Genomic DNA, 26,058 nt, shown 5'->3' with positions numbered 1-26,058 from the left:
TGTCCAGTGGCGCGTGTGCCTGCCGGGGCGGGCCCATGGCCGCCGGCGTTCAGCGTCAGCCGCCGTTCTGGGCCGGGCGCTCGCTCACGACCGCCTCCAGCGCAAAGGGTTTCCCCTGGCGGGTGCCGCTGAGCCGGACCCGGGACCCCGGCCGGACGCGGGCGATGCTGTTCAGCGCCTCGCGCACCCCGGTGATCGCCTGGCCTTCCACCTCGGTGAGGATGTCGCCGGGCTCGAGGCCGGCCTTGTGGGCGGGGCCGTCGCGCAGCACCCCGGCGATGAGCGCGCCGGTGGTGTCCGGGTGGCCGAACGACTCCGCCAGCTCCGGGGTCAGGTCCTGGATCTCCACGCCCAGCCAGCCGCGGGCCACCCGGCCGTGCTCCACGATCTGGGTCAGCACGTCCTTCGCGATGCCCATGGGAATGGCGAAGCCGATGCCCTGGGAGCCGCCGGAGCGGGAGTAGATGGCGGTGTTGATGCCCACCAGCTCGCCGCGGGCGTTGATGAGGGCGCCGCCGGAGTTGCCGGGATTGATGGCCGCGTCGGTCTGGATGAAGTCCTCGAAGGTGTTGATGCCGAGCTGGCTGCGGCCGGTGGCGCTGACGATGCCCATGGTGACCGTCTGGCCCACGCCGAAGGGGTTGCCGATGGCCAGGACCACGTCGCCGACCCGCAACTCGTCGGAGCGGCCGATCACCAGGCTCGGCAGGGCGGGCAGCTCGATGCGCAGGACCGCCAGATCGGTCTCCGGATCGCTGCCCACCACGGTGGCGTCGACGCTGCGCCCGTCGTGCAGGGCCACCAGGATCTCCTCGGCGCCCTCGATCACATGGTTGTTGGTGAGGACATGGCCGCGGGGGCTGACGATGACGCCCGAGCCCAGGCTGGTTTCCAGGCGCTGGCGCGGCTGGTCGAAGCGATCGCCGAAGAAGCGCTGGAACAGGGGATCGTCGAGCAGCGGATGGGGCTGGCTGGTGACCCGCTTGCTGGTATAGATGTTGACGACCGAGGAGGCGGCCTGGGCGACCGCATCGGCATAGGAGACGGGCCCTTCCTGGCGGCTCAGGGGCAGGGAGGGGATCGCTTCGCGGAACTCCACCACCCGGCTGTAGGGCGCGAACAGCTCGGGCTTGAAGATCAGCAGGACCGTGGCGGCGACGATGCCGACGGTGACGGCCTGCATGACGAAGGTGACGAGCTTTCTCGCGTTCATTGGGTGGGAGTCCGTGCCGGGGCGACTGTCATGGCAATTTTACACGATACATAATAACTAGCAGCCTGTCGGACTTGAGCGATCGTAGCGGGCCGAGTGGGAGAGCGAGGACAGATGGAGTCGATTTTGAGGCGCATAGTGGGTCTATGTAACGAAAAATCGGCTCCATATGGACCGCTGTCCCGCCGGCGCAGTAGATTAGTCTCAAGTCCGACAGGCTGCCAGGTGTGGCGCCCTGCGAGGAGGTTGTGATGGCCGGTCTGTACGAACTGGTGGGCTATGCGGACGGGCTGCTCCAGGTGGAGCGGTTCCAGGACTACGCTCCCAACGGACTCCAGGTGGAGGGGCGGGAGCGCGTGGAGCGCCTGGTGACCGGGGTCACCGCCTGCCAGGCCTTCATCGAGGCGGCGCAGGAGGCCGGGGCCGATGCCCTGCTGGTCCACCACGGCTATTTCTGGCGCGGCGAGAGCCCGGTGGTGAGCGGGATGAGGCGCCGTCGGCTGCGGAGCCTGCTCGGCGCGGACCTGAGCCTCATCGCCTACCACCTGCCCCTGGACGCCCACCCGGTCTACGGCAACAACGCGCGGCTGGCCGCCGAGCTGGATCTGAGCGTCGAGGGCGGCTTCGGGCCGGGGCCCGATTCGGGCATCGCCATGTACGGCTCGCTCAGCGAGCCGCTGGCGCCCGGGGTCTTCACCGACTTCCTGGCCGAGCGTCTCGGCCGGGCACCCCTGCACGTGGCGGGCGGCGGCGACCGCGTCTACCGGGTGGGCTGGTGCACCGGCGCCGCCCAGGACTACCTGGAGCAGGCCGCGGCCCTGCGGCTGGACGCGTACATCAGCGGAGAGGTTTCGGAGCGGACCGTCCACGAGGCCCGGGAGCTCGGCATCCACTATTTCGCCGCGGGTCACCACGCCACCGAGCGCTATGGCGTCCAGGCCCTGGGCGAGCACCTGGCCGAGCGCTTCGGCATCGAGCACCGCTTCATCGACATCGACAATCCGGTGTGATGGGTGAGTGCGTGAGTGCGTGAGTGCGCATGCGTTTCCGGCCGGTTGCGGCGCCTGCCCTTCCTGCGCAAGCGCGCCTTGGATCTGACCGCCCGGCGACTCGCTGAATGTGCCTCCAAGAGTGGTGCAGTACACTAGATCCTTGCCCCCACCATTAACCCCGCCTATCCATCCGGGTGTTACCCCCCGGTTTCGCTTATTAGTCTCAGTCTAAGATAAGCGAGCCTTATGGCGTGCGAAGAGAAATCTGTTTTGACACGCTGGGGCAAAGGTATATGGTAGGGCACCTGCGTCCGGCCGGGGGTGGAAAGCGCCCGGTTTTGGGGATTGAAAGGACACCCTCGGTACAACCAGAAGAAGGGCGGATACATGTCAAAGCTGGTGAATCCTCACGGTGGTGGCGAGCTCAAGCCGCTGCTGCTCGAAGGCGAAGCGCTGGAGGCCGAGAAGGCCCGGGCCCAGTCTCTGCCTCAGATCCGTATCTCTTCCCGCGAGGCGGGCGACCTCATCATGATGGGCATCGGCGGGTTCACCCCGCTCGAGGGCTTCATGACCCATGCCGACTGGCAGGGGGTCTGTGACGGGATGAAGATGGCCAACGGCCTGTTCTGGCCCATCCCCATCACCCTCTCCACCGATCTCGATACCTCGAACAGCATCAAGGAGGGCCAGGATGTGGCGCTCTACGACGCCGAGCGCGACGAGATCCTGGCCACCATGAAGGTGACCGAGAAGTACACCATCGACAAGGCCCACGAGTGCATGATGGTGTACAAGACCACCGACGAGGATCATCCCGGCGTCAAGATGGTCAAGGCCCAGGGCGAGATCAACCTGGCCGGCCCGGTGAAGGTGCTCTCCCTCGGCGGCTTCCCCGAGAAGTACGGCGATCAGTTCATGACCCCGGCGGAGACGCGGGCGGAATTCCAGAAGCGCGGCTGGAGCACCATCGCCGCCTTCCAGACCCGCAACCCGATGCACCGCTCCCACGAGTACCTGGCCAAGATCGCCGTGGAGATCTGCGATGGTCTGCTGATCCACTCCCTGCTCGGCAAGCTCAAGCCCGGTGACATTCCGGCCGAGGTGCGATCCGACGCCATCGGATCGCTCATCGACAACTACTTCGTCAAGAACACGGTGATGCAGGCGGGCTACCCGCTGGACATGCGCTATGCCGGTCCGCGCGAGGCGCTGCTGCACGCCCTGTTCCGCCAGAACTACGGCTGCTCCCACCTCATCGTCGGCCGCGACCATGCCGGCGTGGGCGACTACTACGGCCCCTTCGACGCGCATCACATCTTCGACCAGATCCCGAAGGACGCGCTGGAGACCAAGCCGCTCAAGATCGACTGGACCTTCTGGTGCTACAAGTGCGGCGGCATGGCCTCCATGAAGACCTGCCCCCACGAGGCGGGCGACCGCCTGCTGCTCTCGGGCACCAAGCTGCGCAAGATGCTCTCCGAGGGTGAGGACCCGCCGGCGGAATTCAGCCGCCCCGAGGTGGTCAGCATCCTGCAGGAGTACTACAGAAGTCTGAAGGACGACGAGAAAGTGGAGGTCAAGCTGACCGGCCACTCTGCCAAGTAACGGCTTTTCAAAGTGTGCCGCCTGATCTGCCAGACGGGCGGCCATTCTTTACCGCGGTAGAAATGGAGAACGACAATGCCTACGTTTGTTCGTACTGACAAATGCGATGGCTGCAAGGGTCAGGACAAGACTGCTTGCATGTACATCTGCCCGCACGACCTGATGAAGCTCGACAAGGACGGGTCCGAGACCGGTCACGCGATGAAGGCCTTCAACCAGGAGCCCGAGCAGTGCTGGGAGTGCTACTCCTGCGTGAAGATTTGCCCGCAGAATGCCATCGAGGCACGTCACTACGCCGATATCGTACCGCTGGGTGGCTCCGTGCAGCCGCTGCGTGGTTCCGATTCCATCATGTGGACCATCAAGTTCCGCAACGGCACCATGAAGCGCTTCAAGTTCCCGATCCGCACGACGCCCGAGGGCTCCATCGAGCCTTACGCCGGCAAGGAAGAGGCCAAGATGGAGAACATCTCCAAGCCCGGCTTCTTCACCGCCAGCAATGGCTATCGCGCCGGCAACCCGGCCGAGCTGATCCGCAAGTAAGGCTCGGGCACGTAACGAATCAGAGGAAAGAACAATGGCTGGTGAATTTGGTAATCCCGAAGTTGTCCAGGAAGAGGTCGACATCCTTCTCATCGGCGGCGGCATGGCTTGCTGCGGCGCCGGTTACGAGATCATGCGCTGGGCCGAGGCCGCCAAGGCCGCGACCGGCGTCGACCTGAAGATCAAGCTGGTTGACAAGGCCGCCATGGACCGCTCCGGCGCCGTGGCCCAGGGCCTGTCCGCCATCAACACCTACATCGGCTCCGAGCAGGATCCCGCCGACTACGCCCGCATGGTCTCCAACGACCTGATGGGCATCACCCGTGACGACCTGGCCTACGACCTGGGCCGCCACGTGGACGAGTCCGTGCACCTGTTCGAGGAGTGGGGTCTGCCCATCTGGAAGACCGACGACCAGGGCGTGCGTCACGACGGCGCCGAGTCCATCCGCGAGGGCATCCCCGCGCTGAAGGACGGCGGCAAGCCGGTGCGCTCCGGCAAGTGGCAGATCATGATCAACGGCGAGTCCTACAAGTGGATCGTTGCCGAGGCCGCCAAGAAGGCCCTGGGCTCCGACCGCATCCAGGAGCGCATCTTCATCGTGAAGCTGGTGAACGACAAGAACGACCCCAGCCGCATCGCCGGCGCCGTGGGCTTCTCCGTTCGCGAGCACAAGGTGATGGTCTACAAGTTCAAGGCCTGCCTGCTGGCCGCCGGTGGCTGCGTCAACCTGTTCCGTCCCCGCTCCGTGGGTGAGGGCACCGGCCGCGCCTGGTACCCGGTCTGGAACGCCGGCTCCACCTACTCCATGGCCGCCGAGGCCGGCGCCGAGCTGACCATGATGGAAAACCGCTTCGTGCCCGCCCGCTTCAAGGACGGTTACGGCCCGGTCGGCGCCTGGTTCCTGCTGTTCAAGGCCAAGGCCACCAACGCCTTCGGCGAGGTCTACATGGACCGCAACAAGGAGATGCTGAACGACTACCCGCCCTACGGGCAGGCCGCCGTTCCCGCCTCCTGCCTGCGCAACCATCTCATGCTGAAGGAGATGAAGGAAGGTCGCGGTCCCATCTACATGGATACCGTCACCGCCCTGGCCAACCTGCGCGAGACCCTGACCCCGAAGGAGGTCAAGCATCTCGAGGCCGAGGCCTGGGAAGACTTCCTCGACATGTGCGTCGGCCAGTGCGGCATCTGGGTGGGCGAGAACATCGAGCCGGAGAAGAAGAACTCCGAGCTGATGCCCACCGAGCCCTACCTGCTCGGCTCCCACTCCGGCTGCTGCGGCATCTGGACCTCCGGTCCCGATGACGTGGGTGCGCCCACCGACGAGGCGATGGACGGCGTGCCCGGGCACCTGCCGAAGGGCTGGAGCTGGGGCTACCGCGGCATGACCACCGTGAAGGGTCTGTTCACCGCCGGTGACGGCGTGGGCGCCTCCGGCCACAAGTTCTCCTCCGGCTCCCACGCCGAGGGTCGCATGGCCGCCAAGTCCATGGTGCAGTACTGCCTGGACAACAAGGACTGGACGCCTGAGCTCGACACCGACGTGGACGCGCTGGTGGAGGAGATCTACAAGCCGGTCCGCACCTACATGGAGCACAAGGACTACAGCACCGCCATCGACGTGAACCCGCACTACATCACGCCGAAGATGCTGCAGTTCCGCCTCCAGAAGATCATGGACGAGTACGTGGCCGGTGTGGCGACCTACTACACCACCAACGCCCACATGCTCGCCGTGGCCGAAGAGAAGCTGGAGATGCTGAAGGAAGACGCCGCGAAGATGCGTGCGAAGGATCTCCACGAGCTGCTCCGCGCCTGGGAGAACTACCACCGCATCCTGACGGCCGAAGCCCACATGAAGCACATTCAGTTCCGCGAGGAGAGCCGTTACCCCGGCTTCTACTACCGCGCCGACAAGAACTTCGTCGACGAGGAGAACTGGAAGTGCTTCGTGAACTCCGTCTACGACAAGGACAGCAAGAAGTGGACCTGCTTCAAGCGCGCCCATGTCGACCTGGTGGACAAGTCCAAGCTGTTCAAGTAATCACTGCTTGACGGTTTAGACTTCGAGGTCCGGGTGTCGCGAGGCACCCGGACCTCTTATTATGTAGAACACGAACGTTCCAGGCGGTACGCGAACGTTGCAGGTGCCTGTCCCGGGAAGTGAACCTTCCCGTTCCGGCCGCGGTCCAAACAGACCCGTCGCACAGCCGTGCGGACAGCGGCCGATATCCAGAGGTGATTCCATGAGCGAACCCATGAAGCCCCCCTTCGAGAGCCCTGTCATGCCCGTGATGCTGGAGGGCGATCACCAGTTCAACTTCCGCTGCCACAAGGGAATCAGCTGCTGGAACGCCTGCTGCAGCAACATCGACATCACCCTGACACCCTACGACATCGTGCGGCTCAGGAAGCGGCTCGGCATCACCTCCGCCCAGTTCCTGCGCGAGTACACCGTTCCCTTCGAGATGGAGAAGGACGGCCTGGCCGGGGTGAAGATGAAGCCGGTGCCGAACGGCACCGCCTGCCGCTTCATGGTGGACGAGGGCTGTTCGGTCTACGACGACCGTCCCGCCTCGTGCCGCTACTATCCCGTCGGCCTCATGTCCCTGCGCAAGCAGGACGAATACGTGGATCGGGACGCCTACGCGGTGGTCAAGGAGGAGCACTGCATGGGGCATCTCGAGGAACGCCCCATCACCATCGACGAGTACCGCCAGGAGCAGGGCGTGGTGGAGTACGACCGTCACTCCCGCGGCTGGAGGCAGCTGGTCCTGAAGAAAAAGTCCTCCGGACCCTCGATCGGCAGCCTGTCGCTGAAGAGCCGGCAGTTCTTCTTCATGGCCAGCTACGATCCGGATACCTTCCGGGCCTTCGCCACCTCCGAGAGCTTCCGCGAGTCCTACGACCTGCCGCCCGAACTCTTCGACGAGATCGAGGCCAGTGACGAGGCGCTGCTGGAGTTCAGCGCCCGGCTGCTGCGCCAGGTGCTGTTCGGCGAGGTCTCCATCCCCGTGCGCCAGGAGGCCGTGGAGGAGCGCAATACCCGCAAGATCGCCGCGGCCGAGGCCCAGGCGGCGCAGGCCGCCGCCCAGCACAAGGCCGCCCTGGCCGATCTGAACGACGCCGAGCGTTTCGACGCGTCGGTGGACGACTACTGATTCAGCGGGGTGAAGGGAAAAAGGTTACGGGTTCATGGATAGGGGTTGATGGATAAGGGATAAAGGTCAAGGGATGCTGGTGTTCCGTGTTCCGTGACTGGTGACTGGTGACTGGTGACTGGTGACTGGCGCCTCCGGTGGCGGCGGGGGCATCCTGCCTTTGTCCTTTGTCCTTTGTCCTTTGTCCTTTCACCCTTCACCTTTCACCTTTCCCCTGGTGCCGCACCGGTCCGGGCGGCCGGTAGTCCGCGGCGGTGAGCAGGTCGGTGCCGCACTCCAGCTCCGATATCCACTCCAGGAAGTCGGTGATCACGGCCCGGCCATGGAGCGGGGGGCCGTGATGGGGCACGAGCCACTCCAGGTCGATCTCCCTGACCATGTCGGCCCATAGCCGGCAGGCCTTGTTGCAGCTCATGTGGCGGCGGTGGAAGGGCTCCATGTAGCGGATGTGCGGGCCCAGGCTCTCCACGGGCGTGCACAACTCCTCCACGCCGATGGCCGAGCCCATGTCGCCGCTGAACAGGGCCCGGGCGACGGGATCATGGAAGTGGAAGTTTCCTTCTGAATGGAGGAAGTGGGCGGGCAGGGCGCGTAGCCGGGATTTGCCCATGGGCAGCTCGAGTCCGGCGTCGGGAATGGTGATCACCCGGCCGTCGAGGATCCCCGGCGAGCACAGGTGGGGCAGGAAGCGCTCCCACAGCTCGGGGATGACCACCTTGCCCCGGGTGGCCAGCACCCAACCCTCGAGAGCCCCGGTGGTATCCGGGTCCTGGTGTGAAAACAGGAGATAATCCAGGTACTTGAGGTGAGGGCCCAGCTGTGTCAGGACACGGTTGAAGGTGGCTGTGCCGCCGGGATCGATGAGGGCGGCGTGATAGCCGTGCACAACCAGGCCCTGGCAGGTCTGCACCTCGGTGCGCACCACCTGCCCACTGAACAACTGGCAGGAATGGAGATCATCCCCGTAGAGCTCGATGGACATGGTGGTTCGGAGGGCAGGGGGAGGAGGATTCCTGCTTAAACATAGTCCGCGCCGGGTACGGTCGCCAGCCCGCGCGCCCTGCCGGCCGACCATGCTTAAAGGCAGCCGGCCCGCAATTTTTCACAAATCTCTCGCCAAGACGCGAAGAACGCCGGGAAAACAAGAGGATTGACGGTCTTGTACCGCAGTGGCCTCCGTGCAAGACGATGTTCGATGCGCCATTCGGAAGGTCTCGAGCATTCTTAACCTTGGCGTTCCTGGCGACAGAAACCTGGGTTAATAATAAATTCAGTGTGGTTTCATGGGGCCGCGGGAGAATGGCATCGTCAATGGATGCCACCTGGGAGGAACCCCCATGAAGAAAATCCCGCGCATAGCCGCTGTTGTCCTGCTGGGTCTGGGCCTGGTGCTGTCGGTGGGCGCCGGTGTGGCCGCCGGCTGCTGTGACCGTTCCGGGCGGGGTGAACTCCCGGCCGCCCTGGTCTCGATCGATACGGTCATCCAGGCCGCGGAACGCATGACCGCGGGGCGCTTTGTCCGGGCGGAGCTGCACGCCGTGGACACGGACTGGGTCTACCGGATCGTGCTGCTGGGACGCGACGGGCTGCAGGAATCCCGCTTCGATGCCCGCAGCGGCCGCCATCTCGGCTGATGACGCAGTGCAGTAACCGGGATATCAAACGCCCGCAAAAGTGTATATGATCATTTCCCCGAGGGTCCGGCGGCACGGATGAGACGTGCCGCCGGGCGGCCCCGGGCCCGCCCGATACAGTCCTGGAAAAGACACGCAGTGCCCAGGGAGTGACCGTCCGCAGCCATGGCGGTGTTGCCGGGGCAGGATGTGGAATGGCCACACCGGCGCAGCGGAGCCCTGCGGCGCGCCCGGAGCGAGATTGCTTCTCCCGGTGCCGGGTCCAGGGACTGTGACAAACCGCCGGTGCCCCGCAAGCAGGGCCTGATTGCCGTCCGGCCGCGGATCGGCTACGTTTTGCTGTGCCGCAGCATACCCTGAGGCGCCTGGGCGGCGCACCGCAACCCCGTCAGCGGAGGTTTGTGTGATCAGAAAGATACTCATCGCCAACCGCGGTGAAATCGCGGTGCGCATCGCGCGCGCCTGTGCCGAGATGGGCATTCGCTCGGTGGCGGTCTACTCCGAGGCCGATCGGCACGCGTTGCATGTGAAGAAGGCCGACGAGGCCTACAGCCTGGGTCCCGATCCCCTGGCCGGCTATCTCAACGCCCACCGCCTGGTGGATCTGGCCGTGGCCACCGGCTGCGACGCCCTCCATCCCGGCTACGGCTTCCTGTCCGAGAATCCCGAGCTGGCCGCCGCCTGCGATCGGCGCGGCATCCGCTTCATCGGCCCCGACGCCGAGGTGATCCGGCGCATGGGCGACAAGACGGAGGCGCGCCGGTCGATGATCGCCGCCGGCCTGCCGGTCACCCCGGGCAGCGAGGGCAACCTGGCCGACCTGGAGGATGCGCTGGCGCGGGCGGGCGAGATCGGCTACCCGGTGATGCTCAAGGCCACCTCCGGCGGCGGCGGCCGAGGCATTCGCCGCTGCGACTCCGAGGCCGATCTGCGCCGCAACTACGACCGCGTGGTCTCCGAGGCCACCAAGGCCTTCGGCTCCGCCGAGGTGTTCCTGGAGAAGTGCATCGTCAACCCGCGCCACATCGAGGTGCAGGTGCTGGCGGACACCCACGGCAACGCCATCCACCTGTTCGAGCGCGACTGCTCCATCCAGCGCCGCAACCAGAAGCTCATCGAGATCGCTCCCTCGCCCCAGCTCACCGAGGCCCAGCGCCAGGAGATCGGCGCGCTCGCGGTGAAGGCGGCCAAGTCGGTGGGCTACACCAATGCCGGCACGGTGGAGTTCCTGCTCGACGCCGGCAACCAGTTCTACTTCATGGAGATGAACACCCGCCTGCAGGTGGAGCACACCATCTCCGAGCAGATCACCGGCATCGACATCGTGCGCGAGCAGATCCGGATCGCCGACGGCCAGCCGCTCTCCTACGCCCAGGGCGACGTGCAGCGGCGCGGCTACGCCATCCAGCTGCGCGTCAACGCCGAGGATCCCAAGAACGACTTCCTGCCCAGCTTCGGGCGCATCACCCGCTACTACGCCCCCGGCGGGCCGGGCGTGCGCACCGACGCGGCCATCTACACCGGCTACGAGATACCGCCCTACTACGACTCCATGTGCGCCAAGCTGATTGTCTGGGCGCTCACCTGGGACGAGGCGGTGAACCGCGCCCGGCGCTCCCTGCGCGATATCGGCCTGCAGGGAATCCGCACCACCATTCCCTACTACCTGGAGATCCTGAAGACGGCCGAGTTCCGCACCGGCACCTTCGACACCAGCTTCGTGGCCACCCACCCCGAGCTGGCGAACTACTCCAGCAAACGCCGCCCCCACGACGTCGCCGCCGCCCTGGCCGCGGCCATCGCCGCCCACGCCGGGCTGTAACCAACGGAAACCAAAGTCGGGAACCATCGCCATGTCGAAAGTCTTCATCACCGATACGGTCCTGCGCGACGCGCACCAGTCCCTCATCGCGACCCGCCTGCGTACCGATGACATGCTGCCCATCTGCGGCAAGCTGGACGCGGCCGGCTACTGGTCGCTGGAGGTGTGGGGCGGCGCCACCTTCGACTCCTGCCTGCGCTTCCTCAAGGAGGACCCCTGGGAGCGGCTGCGCAAGCTGCGCGAGGCGCTGCCCAACACCCGGCTGCAGATGCTGTTGCGGGGCCAGAACCTGCTCGGCTACCGCCACTACTCCGACGACGTGGTGCGGGCCTTCGCCAAGCGCGCCGCTGCGAACGGCATCGACGTGTTCCGCATCTTCGATGCCCTCAACGACGTGCGCAACCTGCGCGTGGCCATCGAGTCGGTGAAGGCCGCCGGCAAGCACGCCCAGGGCGCCATCAGCTACACCACCAGCCCGGTGCACAGCAACGACCAGTTCGTGGCCATGGCGAAGGAGATGGCGCAGATGGGGTGTGACAGCATCGCCATCAAGGACATGGCGGGCCTGCTCACCCCCTACGCCACCGCCGAGCTGGTCAAGGTCCTGGTGGACGCGGTGGACCTGCCCATCCACCTGCACACCCACGCCACCTCCGGCCAGGCCGAGATGTGCCACCTGAAGGCCATCGAGAACGGCTGCCGCCACATCGACACCGCCATCTCATCCATGGCCGGCGGCACCAGCCACGCCCCCACCGAGAGCATGGTGGCGGCCCTGCGCGGCACCGAGCACGACACGGAGATGGATCTCGAACTGCTGCAGCAGATCGGCATGTACTTCTACGAGGTGCGCAAGCGCTACCACCAGTTCGAGAGCGACTACACCGGGGTGGACACCCGGGTGCAGGTGAACCAGGTGCCCGGCGGCATGATCTCCAACCTCGCCAACCAGCTGCGCGAGCAGGGGGCGCTGGACCGGATGCAGGAGGTGCTCACCGAGATTCCCCGGGTACGCGAGGATCTCGGCTTCCCGCCCCTGGTCACGCCCACCTCCCAGATCGTGGGCACCCAGGCGGTGCTGAACGTCCTCACCGGCACCCGCTACAAGTCCATCACCAACGAGGTGAAGCTCTACCTGCAGGGCAAGTACGGCCGTCCGCCGGGACAGGTGAACAGCCTGGTGCGCCAGCAGGCCATCGGCAACGAGCCGGTCATCGACGTGCGCCCCGCCGACATGCTCAAGGACGAGATGCACAACCTCGGCGAGCAGATCGGCCAGCTGGCCCGCGGCGAGGAGGATATCCTCACCTTCGCCATGTTCCCGGAGGTGGGGCGCCAGTTCCTGGAGCACCGCGCCGCCGGCACCCTGCACCCCGAGCCGCTGGAGCCCCAGCCGGCGAAGGAGGGCGAGCAGGCGCCGCCCACGGAGACCGCCCCCACCGAGTTCAACATCACCCTCCACGGCGAGACCTACCACGTGAAGGTCACCGGCACCGGCCACAAGGCCGAGGCCGAGCGCCACTTCTACCTCACCCTCGACGGCATGCCCGAGGAGATCGTGGTGGAGACGCTGGAGGAGGTGCTCCTCACCGGCGGCGCCGAGGGCGCGGTGGTGAGCAAGTCCAAGGGCGGCCGCCCGCGCGCCTCCAAGCCCGGCCACGTCACCACCTCCATGCCCAGCACCATCGTGGAGGTGAAGGTGAAGGAGGGCGACATGGTGAACGCCGGCGACCCGGTGCTCATCGCCGAGGCGATGAAGATGGAGGCCGAGGTGCAGGCGCCCATCGCCGGCAAGGTGATCGCCGTGCACATCGCCAAGGGTGACAGCGTCAATCCCAACGAGGCCCTGATCGAGATCGAACCCGCCTGAGGTCGCCCATGAACGCCATCGACGAACTGTTGCAGGGCTACGGCCGTTTCCGCGCCGGCTACTACCCCCAGAAACAGGAACTGTTCGACCGCCTGAGCCGCGAGGGGCAGTCGCCCCGGGTGGCCATGGTGGCCTGCTGCGACTCGAGGGTGGACCCCGCCATCATCCTCGACTGCAGCCCCGGCGAGATGTTCGTCATCCGCAACGTGGCCAATCTGGTGCCGCCCTACGAGCAGGCCGGCACCTACCACGGCACCAGCGCCGCGCTGGAGTTCGCCGTGCTCGACCTGCAGGTGGAGCACGTGGTGATCATGGGCCACGCCTACTGCGGCGGCATCCGCTCGCTCATCACCACCGAGCCGGCCCCGGGGCGGCAGCGGGAGTTCATCGGGCCGTGGATGGACATCGCCCGCGACGCCTGCAAGGTCGCCTTCGACCGGGCCCGGGCAGACGCCGCCCACCCCGCCCGCGAATGCGAGCAGGCGGGCGTGCGGGCCTCCCTGGACAACCTGCGCACCTTCCCCTGGGTGCGCGATCGGGAGGCGGAGGGGCGGCTGCAGCTGCACGGCTGGTACTTCGACCTGGACCAGGGCGAGCTGCTCGCCCTCGACGCCGAGACCGACCGCTTCGAGGTGATCGAGGCGCCGATCCCGGAGAGCCTGGAGCGCCACGCCCTGTGAGGACGCCGGTTGCCCTCCTGCCGGTCCTGGCGCTGGGGGCGTCCGCGGCCGCCCTGGCGGCCCCCGTTTCCCTCGTCGCCGAGGGGGGCGCCCCGCTCCCCGCCTGCCGCAACCGCCTGCCCGACCTGGCGCTGACCCTGGAAGCGGTTGCCGGGGGGCTGCGGGTCGAGGTGGTGAACCGCGGCACCGATCCCGCCCCCGCCGTGGTGATGGCGGTGGGCTGCGAGGGGGCGGCGCCGGTGCCCATCGCCTGCGCCGGCTGTGCGCCGCTGGAGCGCACCCTGCTGAACTGGCCGCCGGGCGCGCTCGCCTGGACCCTGCCGCCCCTCGCCGCCGGGGCCGCCGCCGTCTTCCCGCTCACCGCCGGCGGCCCCGCAGCACGGTGCCTGGGACAGGTGGATCTCGACTACGCCGTCATCGAGCTCAACGAAGGCAACAACCGCGCCCGCCTGGGCGAGTGATATCACCGACCGCTGCGGCATTTGCCGCGCTCCCCCGAACCCGTATGCCCGCCGGAGCGGCGTTTCCCGGGCGGAACGGCGGGTATGTTTCTTGCTGACAGTTGTGCGGTTTCAACAACGACTGTTGTGCAACGACCCAAGGGGGAAAACATGCGCACCGCGCTTTCAGCCGCGATTCTCGCGGCCCTGCCTGCCGCCAATGTCCTGGCGCAGGAGAATACCGAGCTGGTCTCCGAGGCGGTCTACCTGGGCGAGGTGGTGGTCACCGCCCCGCAGATGGAGGATCCCCTCACCGTGGTCACCGATCCCAAGGCGCCGGTGCAGCCGGTGCCGGCGGCCGACGGCGCCGCCTACCTGAAGAACATTCCCGGCTTCTCCGTGGTGCGCAAGGGCGGCACCTCGGGCGACCCGGTGTTCCGCGGCATGAGCGGTTCGCGCATCAACATCCTGCTCGACGACGCCAATATCCTCGGCGGCTGCGGCATGCGCATGGACCCGCCCACCGCCTACGTCTACCCGGAGTCCTACGACCGCATCACGGTGCTCAAGGGGCCGCAGACGGTCCTCTACGGCACGCCCACCAGCGGGGCGACGGTGCGCTTCGAGCGCGACACGCCGCGCTTCGACGCCCCCGGGGTGCGGGCCAACGGCAGCCTCATGCTCGGCAGCTTCGGGCGCAACGACCAGGTGCTCGAGCTCACCGGCGGCAGCACCCAGGGCTACCTGCGGGGCAGCGCCACCCGCTCCGACTCCGACAACTACGAGGACGGCGACGGCAACGAGCTCCACTCCTTCTACACCCGCTGGAGCGGCAGCCTGGTGGCGGGCTGGACGCCAGACGACACCACCCTGGTGGAGCTGTCGCTGGACCGCAGCGACGCCGAGGCCGCCTACGCCGACCGTCCCATGGACGGGGTGAAGTTCGACCGCACCGGCTATGGCCTGAAGGTGGAGAAGTCCTTCGCCGCCGGTCTCCTGGAGCGGCTCGACCTGAATGTCTATCACAACTACGTGGACCACGTGATGGACAACTACACCCTGCGCGACACCATGGCCATGCCCATGGTCAGCAACCCCGACCGCGACACGGTGGGCGCCCGGCTCGCCGCCCAGCTCAATCTCGGCGAGGCCACCTTCGCCACGGTGGGCGTGGACTACCAGGAGAACGAGCACACCCTGCGCAAGGCCATGGGGATGGCCGTCTCCACCTACACCAGCCTGCCGCGGGCCAAGGACGCCCGCTTCAAGGAGACGGGCCTGTTCGGGGAGCTGAACCACGCCCTGGGAGACCGGGACCGCCTGGTGGCGGGACTGCGCACCAACTGGGCCGAGGCCGAGGCCCTCATGGCCGGCGGCTACGGCGGCGCCGCCCCCGGGACCGAGGACGAGGATACCCTGGTGTCCGGATTCGCCCGCTGGGAGCACGACCTCGATACCCTGCCGTGGACCTTCAGCGCCGGCCTGGGGTTGGCGGAGCGGGCCCCCGACTACTGGGAGCGGCGGCAGGTCTTCGATCTCGACACGGAGAAGACCCTGCAGCTCGATCTCGGCGCCACCTACCGCAGCGAGCGCCTGCGGGCGACCGTCTCCGCCTTCGCCGCGCGCCACGACGACTACATCCTCATCAACTACAGCGATCCGAAAATCCTGGCCAACGGCGCGGCGGAGAACATCGACGCGCGCACCTGGGGCCTGGAGGCGGACTTCTCCTACGAGCTGGTGAGGAACTGGCGCCTCAACGGCGCCCTGGCCTACGTCTACGGCGAGAACGAGACCTACGACTACGCCCTGGCGCTGATGCCGCCGCTGGAGGGCCGCCTCGGCCTGGCCTACGACAACGGCACCTGGTCGGGCGGGGTCTCCGTGCGGGCCGTGGCGGAGCAGGACCGGGTGGACGCCGGCAGCGGCAGCATCGCCAGTGTCGACATGGGCGAGACCGGCGGCTTCACCGTCTGGTCCCTCAACGCCGGCTACCGCCTCAACCGGAACGCCCTGTTCACCGCCGGCGTCGACAACCTGTTCGACGCCACCTACGTGGAGCACATCAGCCGCAACACCTTTGCCGGCCTCAACCCGCCCACCGAGCGGGTCAACGAGCCCGGCCGCACCCTCTGGGTCAAGGCCAACCTGAAGTTCGAGTAGGCACCTAACCCGGCGCAGGGACGCGCCAGATTGATCTCACCACGAAGGCACGAAGAACACGAAGAAAAGCGAAAGGCGAATCAACCGCAGATTCACGTTGATTGACGCTGATTCGGGTGTACAACACAGGTTGGCTTGGCGCTGAAAGCCCCTCCCGAAGGTGATGGGTTGGGGCGCGCGTGTTTCGACAGGAAACCTCGTAGAGTCGTTTGGCAACCAACCGGATAAACGGGGACAATCAACGCAAATCAGCGGTTGGACAGCCTTTCTCTTCGTGTCCTTCGTGCCTTCGTGGTGAGCTCTTTTCGTCTTTCTGGTGAGTCATGAGTCACTCCGCGGGGCGGAGGAGCTTGAGGCCCACCTTGCGGATCTCGCCGTTGACCATCTCCCGCACCGTCAGGTGCAGGTTGCCGATGACCACCTCGTCGCCCTCCACCGCCCGGTGGTGGAGCAGCCGCTCCAGCGCCTCGGCCAGGGTGGCGGCGGCCAGCGGCGGGGGCACCTCGCCGGCGTTGTAGAAGCTCACCACGTCGGCCACGCGGGCGCCCGCGTCGAGGGTGAAGTCGCCGTACACCTCGCGGGCCGCGAAGGGGCCGGTGTCGCTGCGGAACCACTCGGCGAGCCGCTCGCTGAACGCCGCGGGGGCGAGCAGGGAGACGATGTCCCCCACCTCCAGGCGCAGGGCGGCCAGGTCGGTGAAGCGCAGCCCGCCGCGGAACACCGCCACCGCCTCGCAGCGCTCGGGCAGGCGCAGGGTGGCGGGCACGTGGCCCGCGGCGCGGCTTTCCGGCAGCACCCGGTACTGGACCAGGGCGAAGGCCTCGCCGGCGCCGGTGTCCAGCGGGACGCTGGAGAAGGGCTCGGGGCGGGGCGGCACGCACACCTTCAGGCGCCGCGCCACCCAGGCCAGGCTGGTGCCCTGCAGCAGCAGCGACAGCAGCACCACGTAGAAGGTGATGTTGAAGATGAGCTCCGCCCCCTCCACCCCGGCCAGCAGCGGGAACAGGGCCAGCACGATGGGCACCGCCCCGCGCAGCCCCACCCAGGCGATGAAGGCCACCTCGCGGGCGGCGAACCGGAACGGCAGCAGGGTGAGCCAGACCGCCAGCGGGCGGGCGACGAGCATCAGGATGCCGGCCAGCAGCAGCGCCGGCCCGGCCACCGCCAGCCCCTCCCGGGGGGCGACCAGCAGCCCCAGCAGCAGGAACATCCCCGACTGGGCCAGCCAGGCGAGCCCGTCCATGGCGCGCAGGGCGCCCTCGCCCACGGGCCGCTCGCGGTTGCCGGCGGTCAGCCCCACCAGGTAGACGGCCAGGAAGCCGCTGCCGCCCAGCGCGTTGGTCAGGGCGAACACCAGCACCCCGGCGGAGGCGAGCAGCAGGGCCTGGAGCCCCTCGCCCACCCGGGCGTGGTCCTGCACCCAGCCGATGGCGTGTCCGAACCCGACTCCCGCCGCCAGCCCCAGCCCGAACTGCTTGAACAGCGCCAGGGGCAGCGCCGTCGCCGGTTCCGTCATCTGGCCGCTCAGGACGGCGACGAGGGTCAGGGTGAGAAAGACGGCCATGGGATCGTTGAGGCCCGACTCCAGCTCCAGGGCCGCGGCGACACGGTCGTTGAGGCGCACGCCGCCGGCGCGCAGCAGGGAGAAGACGGCGGCCGCATCGGTGGAGCCCACCACGGCGCCCAGCAGCAGGCCCAGGCGCCAGTCCACCCCCAGCAGCCAGGCCGCGCTCGCACCCAGCAGGCCGGCGGTGATGAGCACGCCCACGGTGGCCAGCGACAGGGAGGGCCCGAGGGCGACGCGGAAGGTGGCGTAGCGGGTGCGCAGCCCGCCGTCCAGCAGGATCACCGCCAGCGCCAGGTTCCCCACCAGCACGCTGATGCCGTAGTCGTCGAAAGCGATGCCCCCGGGGCCGTCCTCCCCGCCCAGCATGCCCACCACCAGGAACACCAGCAGCGCCGGCAGCCCGAAGCGCGCCGAGACCCCGCCGAGGAGAATCCCGGCGAACATCAGGACGGCGCCCACCAGCAGGGCGTGGTTAAGGGCGTCCATGGGCTGTCGGCTTCATCGGCACAGTAAAGAAAGTTCTCACCACGAAGGCACGAAGGACACGAAGAAAAGCGAAAGGACTATTATCCGCAGATTACGCAGATTGAACCATTCAGGCATGTTGGCGCATCGATGAAACAGGATCCATAACGATACGGTTCGATGGATCGTCCCTCTTCCAGCACCCCATCCGGGATTTTCAGATGGCAATCCATCGATCGGGGAAAAATCTGCGTAAATCTGCGTAATCTGCGGTTAACTAGCCTTTCTCTTCGTGTCCTTTGTGCCTTCGTGGTGAATGGGCCTTTCCCCGCACGACGAAGCAAAAAAAAGCCCTCCGCGGGGGAGGGCTTTTCAACGGCGTTGCCGCCGGGGATTGCCTACGACTTGTTGGCGATCTCCTCCAACTGCTTGGCGCGGATCACCTGGCCGTCGAGGCCGGCGTCCTTGGCGTTGCGGCCGTAGGCCACGTCCATCAGCTGGCTGTAGTAGACCACCGGCATCTTGAACTTGGTGCCGTACTTGGCGTTGATGTGGTCCTGGTAGACCTCCACGTTCATCTGGCACACCGGGCAGGGCGTGACCACCAGGTCCGCGCCGCCGTCGTAGGCCGCCTCGATGATGTCCTTGATCATCGCCTGGCTCTTCTCCGGCTCGGAGAACGCCAGCGCGCCGCCGCAGCACTGGACCTTCTTGTCGTAGTTCTCCAGGGGCTCGGCGCCCATGGTCTCCACCAGCTTGTCCAGGTACTTCGGGTTCTCGAAGGACTCGCCGTCGATGCCGAAGGGGCGGTTGGTCTGGCAGCCCACGTAGCCGGCGATCTTGAGCCCGTCCAGCGGCTTCTTCACGTGGCTTCCCAGCGCCTCGTAGCCGAAGTCCTCGATCAGCACCTCCACCATGTGGCGGATGGGCGACTTGGCCTCCACCTTGAGACCGGCCTCGGCGAGGACCTTGTTCATGTCCGCCATCATGTCCTGGTCGTCGTGCAGCCGCTCCTGGGTCTCCTTGGTGGCGAGCCAGCAGGCGGCGCAGGTGGCGACGATGTCCTGGCCGGCGTTGTGCTGCTCGGACAGGGCGATGTTGCGCGCCGACAGGGCCAGGCGCGGCAGCTCGCCGCCGCCGGCGTAGCCGATGGAGGCGGAGCAGCAGTTCCAGTCGGGGATGGTGTTGAGCTGGATGTCCAGCTCCTCGCACATGGTCTCCACCGACTTCAGGTAGTTGGAGGAGGAGGCCTTCTCCTGCGAGGAGCAGCCCGGGTAGAAGGAATACTCTTTTTTAGCCATGGGTCAGTCTCTCCTCAGGCGCCTTGGGCCTTGGCCTCTTCGATCTCGCGGGCCTTGTTCAGAATCTTCTGCAGGCCCGACTTGTCCTTGACGCCGTGTCCGCCGAGGATCTCCATCGGGTTCATGCGCTTGGTCTTGACCATCCCGAGCCCGATGTTCTTCATCTTCAGCGACGTCTTGATGCCCTCGCCGAAGCCGTTCATGAAGTACAGCGACAGGCCGAGCTTGAGCTCGTTGACCCGTCCGGACTTCACCAGGTTGTCCCAGAACAGCTGGGCGAACTTGGCCGTGGGCTGGTTCTTCGGCGCCAGGCCCAGGCGCTTCGCGTAGTGGGCCAGGCCGTGCATGATGTGGGTGATGGGCAGCTCGCGCGGGCAGCGCACGATGCAGTTGTAGCACGAGGTGCACATCCACATGGCGTCGGACTGGAGCACCTCGTCGCGCTTGCCCGCCCGGATCATCATGAAGATCTCCTGCGGGGGATGCTCCCAGTGCGGGCCGAGCGGGCAGGAGCCCGAGCAGACGCCGCACTGCATGCACATCTTGACCCAGTCGCCCTCCTCGACGTTCGCCTCAACCTCCTTGAGGAAGCTGTTGCGATACTTCTCGATCATCGCGGTGTTCAGATCGCTCATGGTCGCACTCCGTTAGAACTTGAAGGGGCTGAGGCCAATCTTCTCGACCGTGGCGGCCATCTCGTCGATCAGCTTCGGAATCCGGTGGATGTCCGTGATCGCCACCTCATAGGTCTGGACGCGCTCGGTCTCCAGGTTGAGCTGGGTGAGCGTGTCGTCGATCTTGCTCATGCGGTAGTGGGCCATCTCGGAGCCCTTCACGAAGTGGCACTGGTAGTCGTCGCCCTTCTGGCAGCCGAGCAGCATCACCGCGTCGTAACCGCTGTTCAGCGCGTCGGAGACCCAGATGGTGTTCACCGAGCCGAGGCAGCGCACCGGGATGATGCGCACGAACGGGCTGTAGGTGAGCCGGTTCATGCCCGCCATGTCCAGCGCCGGGTAGGCGTCGTTCTCGCACGCCAGCACCAGGATGCGCGGCTTCTCCTCGAACTCGTCGGGCACGTCCACGGCCTTGAGCTGCTGGCCCACGGTCTCCACCGAGTAGTTCTCGAAGGAGATGACGCGCACCGGGCAGGCACCCATGCAGGTGCCGCAGCGGCGGCAGCGCTCCTCGTTGAACACCGGGTAGCGCTGCTCGTCCTCGTCGATGGCGCCGAACGGGCACTCCACCGTGCAGCGCTTGCACTGGGTGCAGCCCTCCTTGCGGAAGGAGGGGTAGGAGAGGTCGCCCGAGCGGGGGTGGGCGGCACGGCCCTGGCCGGCGTTCTCGATGGCCTGGATGGCCTTGAGCGCCGCGCCGGTGGCGTCCTCCACCGCCTGGATGGCGTCCATGGGGCGGCGCACCGGGCCGGTGGTGTAGATGCCCGTGCGGCGGCTCTCGTAGGGGAAGCAGATGAAGTGCGAGTCGGTGAAACCGTAGCGCAGGTGCGGCACGTCGGTGCCCTGGCGGTACTGCAGGTTGAGCACCGAGGGCGGGGCCTTGTCGAGCTCCTTCTGCAGCTGGATGACGCGCTCTTCCTTGCCGTCGGCCTTGGCCTGCTCCAGGTCCAGCTGGACGTAGGGATCGGGGCCGCTGACCGGCACCATGCCGGTGGCCAGCACCACCAGGTCGGCCTGCAGGGCGGTGTCCTCGTCCAGGATCAGGTCCTTGAACTTCACCTCCAGGCCGTCGCCGCCGGTCACCACCTCGCTGGCCTGGCCCTTGCGGAAGGTCACGCCCTTGTCCTGGCCTGAGCGGTAGAAGTCCTCGCCGCCGGCACCGGGGGTGCGCAGGTCGGAGAACATCACCACCGTCTCCACGTCGGCGTTGGTGTCCTTGAAGTACATCGCCTGCTTGATGGAGGTCAGGCAGCAGTGGCCGGAGCAGTAGGGCAGGTGGCCCTCCTTCTCGCTGCGCTGGCCGGCGCACTGGATGAAGACGACGCTCTTGACCTCCTTGCCGTCGGAGGGGCGCTTGATGGCGCCGCCGTTGGCCTCGCGGGCCAGCTTCTCCAGGCCCATCTGGTCCACCACGTCCGGGGTCTTGCCCCAGGCGAACTCGGGCAGCTGGCTGGCGTCGTAGGGCTCGAAGCCGGTGGCCACCACCACGGCGCCGAAGGTGCGGCTCTCGGTGGAGCCGCTCTCGGTGGCGAGCTCCACGCTGAAGCGGCCCGGGGCGCCGTCGGTGCTGGCGACCTTGGTGTTGAGCCTTACCGTGATCTTCGGGTCGGCCTCGATGGCGGCCTTCATCGCCTCCACGCCGGTGTCGGCGGGCTCGGCGAAGGGCGCATCGGCGGGCACGCGCTTCCAGATGGTCTTCATGGCGCCGCCGAGAGCGTCGGACTGCTCCACGATGGTCACCGGGTAGCCGGCATTCGACGCCTCGATGGCCGTGGTCATGCCGGAGATGCCGCCGCCCACCACCATGACCTCGCGGGCGAACTCCTCCTTGACCTTGCCCCCGGGCACGGTCATGTACTTGACCTCGGCGCAGGCCATGCGGACATAGTCCATGGCCATCTCGCCGGTCAGCTCGCGCGCCTCGTCGGTGTCGGGCTGGGACCAGATGACGCCCTCGCGCAGGTTGCCGCGGGACATGGCCACGCCATCGAAGTTGAAGGCGTCGGCCTTGGCGCGGCGCGAGCAGGCCAGGATCGCCATGTGGGTCACGTCGCCGGCCTCGATGTCGGCCTTGATCATGGCCACGCCCTCGGCGCTGCAGAGGTAGTCGTGCTGCTTGCAGAAGGTCATCTTCCCTTCGCGCACGGCCACCTGCTCGAGCGCATCGGCGTCGAGCCGCTCGCCGAGGCCGCAGCCCTTGCAGAGATAGGCTCCCATCTTCTTCTCAGACACTGTTTAACCCTCCGTACCCGAAACCCGGTTGACCACCTGGATGGCGCGCAGCGCCGCGGCCGTGGCGTTCTGAACCGAGCGGTTCACGTCCAGGGCGTCGGCGGAGCAGCCGGCGGCGAAGATGCCGCTGTTGCTGGAGTGGTCGATGAAACCTTCCTCGTTGATGACCACGCCCTCCGGCAGGTGATCGCCGGGCACGTTCGGCTGCATGCCGACGGCCAGCACCACCAGGTCGTGCTCGTTGGAGTAGCGGTGGTAGCCCTCGGTGTCCACGCCGTGCAGGATCGGGTTGTCGTTCTCCCGGTTGACGGTGATGTTGGCGACCTTGGACTTGACGAAGGTGACGTTCGGGTCGGCCTGGACCTTGCGGTAGAAATCGTCGATGCGGTCGATGGCGCGGATGTCGATGTAGTAGACACTCGACTTGGCGTCGTCGCCGAACTGTTCGCGCACGTAGGTGGTCTGCTTCAGGGTGGCCATGCAGCAGATGCGCGAGCAGTGCTTGAGGTGGTTGCGGTCGCGCGAGCCGGCGCACTGGATGAAGGCCACGTTCTTCGGCGCCTGGCCGTCGGAGGGCCGCTGGACCTTGCCGCCGGTGGGGCCGAAGGGGTCGAGCATGCGCTCGAACTCGACGCTGGTGATGACGTTGGCGTAGCGATCGTAGCCGTAGGGCTGGATCCTGGCCGCGTCGTAGGGCGTCCAGCCGGTGGCCCAGACGATGGCGCCGGCCTTCAGCTGCAGGGTCTGTTCCTGCATGTCGAGGTCGACGGCGTCGTACTTGCACGCGGCCTTGGCCTTGTCGGCGTCATCGGTGCCGATGATGCGCGGGTCGAGCAGGTAGCGCTGCGGGTAGGCCATGTTGTGGGGCAGGTAGGCGCCCTTGCGCTTCTTCATCCCGTAGTTGAACTCGTCGTCGAACTCCGCTTCCACGGCGTTCGTGCACTCGCCGCAGGCGGTGCAGTTCTCGTTCACGTAACGGGGGGCGATCTTCACCTCCACGCTGAAGTCGCCCGGCTCGCCGCTGACGCCGGTCACCTCCGCCATGGTGATGATGTGCAGGTTGCGGTTGCCTTTCAGGCGACGGAGGTTGATCTCCAGGCCGCAGGTGGGGAAGCACAGCTTCGGGAAGTACTTGTAAAGCTGGCTGACCCGGCCACCGAGGGCGGGTCCCTTTTCGAGCAGAACGACATGCTTGCCGCACTCGGCAGCTTCAATCGCCGCGCTCATGCCGCTGATGCCGCCACCGACGACCAGGATGGTCTCGTTGGTTGCGATCACATCCGCCATGTTTGCCTCCGTCACGGATTCGAGGTCTTCTGGAGTGGAATTCATTGTGCGCTTCCCAGCCGGGTCGCGCGGTCCGCGGCAGCGGCGCCCCGCGCCGACGATGCGGCGCAAAACCCCGCGCTCCGGCCGGTCGCCGGAACGGTGGGGGGGAGTGCTGCCCGGGAGCCTGTCGGATTTTACTCGCGGCCGCCGCCGGTGCCGGGAGTTCCGGCACGATTCCGCAGCGCAGCAGGGAAAAGCCGACAGGCTCCCGGATGCAGAATGGCGTAACCATACCCCTCTGCGCGGGGCGTTGCCACTTGTCCCCTAGGGATGCAACCCAGAAATTTCGTATATAGCGATAGAACGGTCATATGGATTTGACAATGACCATGGCTAAGGCCCTGTTTGGCCTGTGGATCAACCTAAATACCCAGCAAAACGCTCCCATTATCCTTTTGAAAACAGGGTGGTTTGGTCGGAAATAGTCTGGTAAGGATAAATCCCGGCAGGGATCGAAAATACGGACCGGATTTCCGCCGCGGGCGCGGCCTGCGGAACCCGGGCCGGGACGCTTGTCTTAATGTTAACCGCCGGGCGGGCCGCGCCGCCGGTCGTCCCCCTCACCCCACAGACCCTATCGAGCGAGGAGTTTGCATGCAGGCACACAGCCTGAAGGCCGAGCAGCGGATCATCGGGCAGGAGCCCTACTACGAGCCGGTGGCCGACGAGATCGAGGTGTTCGAGGCAGCCTACGACAACCGCCTGCCGGTAATGCTCAAGGGGCCCACCGGCTGCGGCAAGACCCGCTTCATGGAGCACATGGCCTGGCGCCTCAAGCGCCCGCTCATCACCGTCTCCTGCCACGACGACCTCACCGCGGCCGACCTGGTGGGCCGCTTCCTGGTCAAGAACGGCGAGACGGTCTGGACCGACGGGCCCCTGGCGCGGGCCGTGCGCTTCGGTGCCATCTGCTACCTGGACGAGGTGGTGGAGGCGCGCAAGGACACCACCGTGGTGATCCACCCGCTGGCGGACGACCGCCGCGAGCTGCCCATGGAGAAGCTGGGCGAGCTGCTGGAGGCGCCGCCGGAGTTCAATCTCACCATCTCCTTCAATCCCGGCTACCAGAGCGTGCTCAAGGACCTGAAGCAGAGCACCCGCCAGCGCTTCGTGGCGCTGGAGTTCAGCTACCCGGACCCCGAGCTGGAGGCGCGCATCATCGAGCGCGAGTCGGGCGTGGACGGCGAGGTGGCCGGACGCCTGGTGCGCTTCGCCGAGATGACCCGCAACCTCAAGGGGGCGGGACTGGACGAGGGGGCCAGCACCCGGCTGCTGGTGCAGGCGGCCAAGCTCATCCACCACGGCATCCCCCCGGCCGCGGCCTGCCGCGCCGGCGTGGCCCAGGCCCTGACCGACGACCCGGACATGCTGGCGGCGGTCAACGAGCTGAGCACGTCGCTGTTCTGACGGTTAAGGGACAAGGGTGAAGGGTGAATGGTGAATGGATAAGGGCACTATTCACGCACTCACGCACTCACGCACTCACGGAACGCTAGCGTTCCACGAAGCGGGTCTCGTAAATGAAGGGCCAGTACTTGCCGGTGAGCAGGAAGGTGCCGGTGTCGGGGCGGTAGGCGATGCCGTTGAGGACGTCGGTGCCCCGGCAGTGGGGCTCGGGCAGCAGCCCGGCGGCGTCGATGACGGCGGTGACCGCTCCGGTCGCGCCGTCGATGCGCAGGATCCGGTCGGTGGGCCAGACATTGGCGTAGATGTCGCCCCCCACGCACTCCAGCTCGTTGAGGCCGGAGACGGGACGGGCGCCCAGGGTCACGGTGAGCTCCCCGACGGGTGCGAAGCTCTCGGGGTCGCGCAGGGTGAGGTGTTCGCTGCCGTTGCTCATCACCAGCCGGCGGCCGTCGTCGCACAGCCCCCAGCCATCCCCCTGGTAGCGGCGCTCCTCCAGGGGGGCGAGATCCCCGGCGCGCCAGCTCAGCAGGACGCCTTCGCGCCAGGTGAGCTGGAGCAGGCGCCCGCCGCTGCGGGTGAGCCCCTCGCCGAAGAGGCGGGCGGGCAGGGGCCTGCGCTCGATCTCGGCGCTGCCGAGGGCGTAGCGCACCAGGGCCGATTCGCCGTAGCCGCCGGCGCTCTCGTAGAGGAGGCCGTCGTGGTACTCCAGCCCCTGGGTGTAGTGGCCGCAGGGGTGGTCCCAGGCGCGCAGCACCTCCACCCCGAGGCACTCCACCCCGGGCGCGCCCGCGGCGCAGGGCGGGGAGCGCTGCATGCCGGCGATGACCGCCAGGCCCACCAGGGCCAGCGCCACGGCCAGCGCGGCCGCCGGCAGGCGGTAGGAGAAGGCGGGTGATGACGGGTGCGGGGTGCCGGACATTCGTGCTCAGCGACGCGGGTTGTCACTGGGATTCAGTT

General features: G+C 67.0%; 20 protein-coding genes. 12 read left to right on the top strand and 8 right to left on the bottom strand.

Features of this window, described 5'->3' with window-relative positions; translation table 11 throughout:
- Positions 1–55: 55 nt before the first annotated feature.
- Positions 56–1,213, bottom strand: a complete 1,158-nt coding sequence (locus DFQ59_RS08435; protein ID WP_114279262.1) for a Do family serine endopeptidase — start codon at positions 1,211–1,213, stop codon at positions 56–58.
- A 251-nt stretch (positions 1,214–1,464) separates the two neighbouring features.
- Between DFQ59_RS08435 and DFQ59_RS08430 the strand changes: the two genes are divergently transcribed.
- The 5 genes from DFQ59_RS08430 (at position 1,465) to DFQ59_RS08410 (ending at position 7,517) form a co-directional block, all read left to right on the top strand.
- A complete protein-coding gene (locus tag DFQ59_RS08430; RefSeq protein WP_114279261.1) occupies positions 1,465–2,223 on the top strand; it encodes a Nif3-like dinuclear metal center hexameric protein in 759 nt (252 codons plus the stop codon).
- A 369-nt stretch (positions 2,224–2,592) separates the two neighbouring features.
- Positions 2,593–3,810: a sulfate adenylyltransferase gene (sat, locus tag DFQ59_RS08425; RefSeq protein WP_114279260.1), complete on the top strand. Its 1,218-nt coding sequence runs from the start codon at positions 2,593–2,595 to the stop codon at positions 3,808–3,810.
- Positions 3,811–3,885: 75 nt separating this feature from the next.
- Positions 3,886–4,353 carry an adenylyl-sulfate reductase subunit beta gene (gene aprB / locus DFQ59_RS08420; RefSeq protein ID WP_114279259.1) on the top strand — a complete coding sequence of 156 codons (468 nt, stop codon included), beginning with the start codon at positions 3,886–3,888 and terminating at the stop codon, positions 4,351–4,353.
- 34 nt (positions 4,354–4,387) lie between these two features.
- Positions 4,388–6,400, top strand: coding sequence for an adenylyl-sulfate reductase subunit alpha (gene aprA, locus DFQ59_RS08415; protein WP_114279258.1), 2,013 nt, complete (start codon positions 4,388–4,390; stop codon positions 6,398–6,400).
- A 202-nt stretch (positions 6,401–6,602) separates the two neighbouring features.
- A complete protein-coding gene (locus tag DFQ59_RS08410) occupies positions 6,603–7,517 on the top strand; it encodes a YkgJ family cysteine cluster protein (protein ID WP_114279257.1) in 915 nt (304 codons plus the stop codon).
- Between the two features lie 196 nt (positions 7,518–7,713).
- On the opposite strand, the gene DFQ59_RS08405 is transcribed toward DFQ59_RS08410, so the two are convergent.
- Positions 7,714–8,499, bottom strand: coding sequence for an oxygen-binding di-iron domain-containing protein (locus tag DFQ59_RS08405; protein ID WP_170142089.1), 786 nt, complete (start codon positions 8,497–8,499; stop codon positions 7,714–7,716).
- 355 nt (positions 8,500–8,854) lie between these two features.
- On the opposite strand from DFQ59_RS08405, the gene DFQ59_RS08400 reads away from it, so the two are divergent.
- The 6 genes from DFQ59_RS08400 to DFQ59_RS08375 all read left to right on the top strand — a co-directional run bounded on the left by DFQ59_RS08400 (position 8,855) and on the right by DFQ59_RS08375 (position 16,126).
- Entirely contained in the window at positions 8,855–9,151 is a 297-nt protein-coding gene (locus tag DFQ59_RS08400) for a PepSY domain-containing protein (protein ID WP_114279255.1), read from the top strand.
- Between the two features lie 403 nt (positions 9,152–9,554).
- Positions 9,555–10,973: an acetyl-CoA carboxylase biotin carboxylase subunit gene (locus tag DFQ59_RS08395; protein ID WP_114279254.1), complete on the top strand. Its 1,419-nt coding sequence runs from the start codon at positions 9,555–9,557 to the stop codon at positions 10,971–10,973.
- Positions 10,974–11,004: 31 nt separating this feature from the next.
- Positions 11,005–12,843, top strand: a complete 1,839-nt coding sequence (gene oadA / locus DFQ59_RS08390; protein ID WP_114279253.1) for a sodium-extruding oxaloacetate decarboxylase subunit alpha — start codon at positions 11,005–11,007, stop codon at positions 12,841–12,843.
- An 8-nt stretch (positions 12,844–12,851) separates the two neighbouring features.
- Entirely contained in the window at positions 12,852–13,523 is a 672-nt protein-coding gene (locus DFQ59_RS08385; RefSeq protein WP_114279252.1) for a carbonic anhydrase, read from the top strand.
- Positions 13,520–13,984, top strand: coding sequence for a hypothetical protein (locus DFQ59_RS08380; protein WP_114279251.1), 465 nt, complete (start codon positions 13,520–13,522; stop codon positions 13,982–13,984). Before DFQ59_RS08385 ends, DFQ59_RS08380 begins: the two co-directional genes overlap by 4 nt.
- Positions 13,985–14,134: 150 nt before the next feature.
- A complete protein-coding gene (locus tag DFQ59_RS08375; protein WP_114279250.1) occupies positions 14,135–16,126 on the top strand; it encodes a TonB-dependent copper receptor in 1,992 nt (663 codons plus the stop codon).
- Between the two features lie 328 nt (positions 16,127–16,454).
- On the opposite strand, the gene DFQ59_RS08370 is transcribed toward DFQ59_RS08375, so the two are convergent.
- From DFQ59_RS08370 to DFQ59_RS20490, 5 genes are all read right to left on the bottom strand, one after another.
- Positions 16,455–18,179 (bottom strand): potassium/proton antiporter, encoded by a 1,725-nt coding sequence (locus DFQ59_RS08370; protein ID WP_114279249.1) that lies wholly within the window; start codon positions 18,177–18,179, stop codon positions 16,455–16,457.
- A 377-nt stretch (positions 18,180–18,556) separates the two neighbouring features.
- The gene (locus DFQ59_RS08365; protein ID WP_114279248.1) at positions 18,557–19,459 is read right to left on the bottom strand and encodes a CoB--CoM heterodisulfide reductase iron-sulfur subunit B family protein; all 903 of its coding nucleotides are present in this window, start codon (positions 19,457–19,459) and stop codon (positions 18,557–18,559) included.
- A gap of 14 nt (positions 19,460–19,473) precedes the next feature.
- Entirely contained in the window at positions 19,474–20,094 is a 621-nt protein-coding gene (locus tag DFQ59_RS08360) for a 4Fe-4S dicluster domain-containing protein (RefSeq protein ID WP_114279247.1), read from the bottom strand.
- A 12-nt stretch (positions 20,095–20,106) separates the two neighbouring features.
- Positions 20,107–22,365, bottom strand: a complete 2,259-nt coding sequence (locus tag DFQ59_RS08355) for a hydrogenase iron-sulfur subunit (RefSeq protein WP_114279246.1) — start codon at positions 22,363–22,365, stop codon at positions 20,107–20,109.
- A gap of 3 nt (positions 22,366–22,368) precedes the next feature.
- On the bottom strand, positions 22,369–23,652 hold the full coding sequence (locus DFQ59_RS20490) for a CoB--CoM heterodisulfide reductase iron-sulfur subunit A family protein (RefSeq protein WP_114279245.1): 1,284 nt from the start codon (positions 23,650–23,652) through the stop codon (positions 22,369–22,371).
- Positions 23,653–24,288: 636 nt separating this feature from the next.
- Between DFQ59_RS20490 and DFQ59_RS08345 the strand changes: the two genes are divergently transcribed.
- Positions 24,289–25,101, top strand: a complete 813-nt coding sequence (locus tag DFQ59_RS08345) for a CbbQ/NirQ/NorQ/GpvN family protein (RefSeq protein ID WP_114279244.1) — start codon at positions 24,289–24,291, stop codon at positions 25,099–25,101.
- Between the two features lie 85 nt (positions 25,102–25,186).
- Here DFQ59_RS08345 and DFQ59_RS08340 read toward each other — a convergent pair whose 3' ends face one another.
- Complete coding sequence (locus DFQ59_RS08340) at positions 25,187–26,020, bottom strand: glutaminyl-peptide cyclotransferase (RefSeq protein WP_211314847.1); 834 nt, start codon at positions 26,018–26,020, stop codon at positions 25,187–25,189.
- Positions 26,021–26,058: the final 38 nt, after the last annotated feature.

It is taken from the genome of Thioalbus denitrificans, assembly GCF_003337735.1.
Classification (GTDB): Bacteria; Pseudomonadota; Gammaproteobacteria; order DSM-26407; family DSM-26407; genus Thioalbus; species Thioalbus denitrificans.
Note: the sequence above shows the minus strand (reverse complement) of the source record. Positions and strands in the feature narration are given on the sequence as shown.